This is a genomic window from Streptomyces sp. NPDC059371 (assembly GCF_042751995.1).
Taxonomy (GTDB): domain Bacteria; phylum Actinomycetota; class Actinomycetes; order Streptomycetales; family Streptomycetaceae; genus Streptomyces.
On the sequence record NZ_JBHYXD010000159.1, the window covers coordinates 2,251 to 5,402 of the forward strand.

2 protein-coding genes are annotated in these 3,152 nt (G+C 71.2%); one reads left to right on the forward strand and one right to left on the reverse strand.

The genetic code is table 11. The features are described 5' to 3' along the window. Positions 1-312: 312 nt before the first annotated feature. Entirely contained in the window at positions 313-1,296 is a 984-nt protein-coding gene (locus ACFXGX_RS41690; protein WP_384803217.1) for a helix-turn-helix transcriptional regulator, read from the reverse strand. 62 nt (positions 1,297-1,358) lie between these two features. On the opposite strand from ACFXGX_RS41690, the gene ACFXGX_RS41695 reads away from it, so the two are divergent. After that, entirely contained in the window at positions 1,359-2,984 is a 1,626-nt protein-coding gene (locus ACFXGX_RS41695) for a DHA2 family efflux MFS transporter permease subunit (protein WP_384803220.1), read from the forward strand. Positions 2,985-3,152 lie beyond the last annotated feature (168 nt).

The window sequence follows — 3,152 nt, forward strand, 5'->3', positions numbered from 1 at the left end:
CACTCCCCCCCCCCCCGCGCTGGCTTTCAGCTAGTCTCGCGTTGGGCCCCCCCCCCCCCGGGCCCCCCCCCCTCGGCTCCCTTTTGTTTCAGGGGGCCGGCGGTCAGGCGCGCGGGGTCTGCAGCGGAGCGGGCCCGGCGAGGGGCGGGACGGGTGCGGAGGGATCCCGAGGGATTCCGGGCAGCACGGAGGCGGGCCACCCCGAACCTGAACCCCGGGGTGACCCGGATGGCAGATTCTGCCACAGCGACATAACCTGCCGTCGCCGACGGTCCACCGGGTGTCACCACTCACGTGGAATGCGGTCGACCGTCAAGCGCCGTCAGCTTGCGGCACTTTCCCCGCCCGGCTCAGCCGTGCACCCAACTCCCTTACGTAATCCACAAGTTCTCTCGGTTCTCGCACCGTGAAGTCGCAGTCGACCATCGCGATCCGCACCGCGAGCCATTCCACCGAGTCGCTGGAGGAGGCCCGCAGCCGGCAGCTCCGCTCGTCGATCGGCTCGGGCGCGCCGACCCACGCGGGCACGCGCGCCGCGACGAACTCGGCAGAGGCGGCGAAGGTGACGTCGTACGTGTAGGTCTCCTGACGCCGGTACATCGACTGCCGCAGGAACTCGGCGGCGTTCCCCGTCGGCAGTTCGCGGGGCGTGAACCGGGCTCCCGTCGCGAAGGGGTCGCTCACCCGGTCGACGCGGAACGTCCGCCAGTCGTCGCGGTCGAGGTCGTACGCGACGAGATACCAGCGGCGGCCGGTGGAGACCAGCCGGTACGGCTCGGTCAGCCGCCGCGACGGTGTTCCGTCCCCGGAGCGGTAGGCGAACCGCAGCCGTTCCCGGCCCGCGATGGCCGACGCCATCACGGTCAGCGTCTCGGGGGCGATGCTCGCCCCGTCCCCGCTGGTCAGGGGAGTGGTCGCGGCCTGGAGCATGGACACACGGCGGCGCAGCCGGGACGGCAGCACCTGTTCCAGCTTGGCGAGCGCCCGTACGGAGGCCTCGTCCACGCCCGCGACCGCGTGCCCGGCGCCGGCCCGCAGGCCCACCGCGATCGCGACGGCCTCCTCGTCGTCGAGGACGAGCGGGGGCATCGCCGTGCCCGCCACCAGGCGGTAGCCGCCGTCCGCGCCCTTGGTCGCCTGCACCGGATAGCCCAGCTCGCGGAGCCGGTCGATATCGCGCCGGACCGTACGACGGGACACCCCGAGGCGCTCGGACAGCTCGCCGCCGGGCCACTCGCGGGGCGTCTGGAGGAGGGAGAGGAGTTGGAGAAGCCGGGCCGGAGTATCGGTCGTCATGGTTTCCAGGGTGCCGGAGAACTAGGACACGATCTGACCTAATCGGGTACTAGGTTTGTCGCATGACCTCCACCGAGACCCCTGAGACAGCTCTCAGCAGCCCGGCACCAGCCGCCGCGGCCGACCGACGGCGCTGGCTCGCCCTCGCCATCGTGATGACCGCGGCCTTCATGGACCTGGTCGACGTCACGATCGTCAACATCGCGATCCCGTCGATCAAGCAGGACGCGGGCGCCACCTTCAGCCAGATCCAGTGGATCACCGCGGGCTACGCGCTGGCCTTCGCCGCGGGACTCGTCACCGGCGGGCGGCTCGGTGACATCCACGGCCGCAAGCGGCTCTTCCTCCTCGGCGTGGCCGGCTTCACGGTCGCGTCCGCGCTGTGCGGATTCGCGGCGAACCCCGAGATGCTCGTCGCCTCGCGCATCCTCCAGGGCGCCATGGCCGCGATGATGGTGCCGCAGGTCCTGTCGATCGTGCACGCCACCTTCCCGGCGCACGAGCGCGGCAAGGTCTTCGGCCTGTTCGGCGCGATCGTCGGTCTGGGCGCGGTCTCGGGCCCGCTCCTCGGCGCGCTGCTCACCGAGTGGAACCTGTTCGGTCTGGAATGGCGGCCGATCTTCCTCATCAACCTGCCGGTCGGTGTCGTCGCGCTCATCCTGGGCCGTCGCTTCATCAGCGAGTCCAAGGCCCCGAAAGCCCTGAAGCTCGACCTCGTCGGCGTCGCCCTCGTCACGCTGGGCCTGCTGATGCTGCTCTACCCGCTGACCCGGGGCCGTGAGCTGGGCTGGCCGCTGTGGGGGTACGTCTCGATGGCCGGCTCCCTCGTGGTCTTCGCGGCGCTGGTGGCGTACGAGAAGCGGAAGACGGCGCGGGACGGTTCACCGCTGGTCGAGCTGTCGCTGTTCAAGGTGAAGAGCTTCGCGGCGGGCATCGCCGTGCAGACCGTCTTCGGTGTCGCGCTCGGCATCTTCTTCCTGGTCTGGACGCTGTACATGCAGATCGGACTGGGCTGGCGCCCGCTGCGGGCGGGGCTGACCGGAGTGCCGTTCTCGATCGCGGTGTCGGCGGCGGCCGGCATGTCCGTGCAGCTTCTGGTCCCGCGCTTCGGGCGCAAGGTGCTCCAGGCGGGCGCCCTGATCATGGCGCTGGGTGTGCTGCTCTACATCTGGGAGTCCGACCGCTACGGCATGGACATCGCCCCCTGGCAGATGGCCCTTCCGCTGGTGGTCATGGGCGCGGGCATGGGCTTCATCGTCGCGCCGCTGACCGACGCCGTACTCTCCGACGTCCCGCGTGAGCACTCGGGTTCGGCCTCGGGCCTGATCAACACCGTGCAGCAGATGGGCAACGCGCTCGGCCTCGGCCTGGTCTCGGTCCTCTTCTTCGGAGAGATCGGCGACCGGCTGACCCCCGACCAGGTGGGCCCGGCCTTCGTGAACGCCTTCCAGCACGCGCTGGGCTGGGTCGCCGCCGTGCTGACCGTCATCTTCCTGCTGATGTTCGCCCTGCCGAAGCGGCCGGCCCAGCATGTGGAAGGCGCACAGGACGAGACGGACGCCCAGGAGCAGGGCCAGGGCAAGGACGACAGCCAGGACCAGGGCAGCAACCAGGACCAGGGTCAGGACAGGAGTCAGGACGAGGGTCAGGGCGCGGGCCAGGACCCCAAGCCGGAGTTCGTCGGCTGATCCCTGTCCGGGGCAGCGCCCGGGGGCGATGCCCGGTTCCGCCGCCACCCGCGCGACGCGGAGGTCCGAACGGGGAAGGGGGGCGCCGCCCCAACTAGCTCCGCCCCTCCCACGGGCACGAGCACACCCTGGACGACCCGCGCCCGAGCGCGGCCCGCGCCGCGGGCG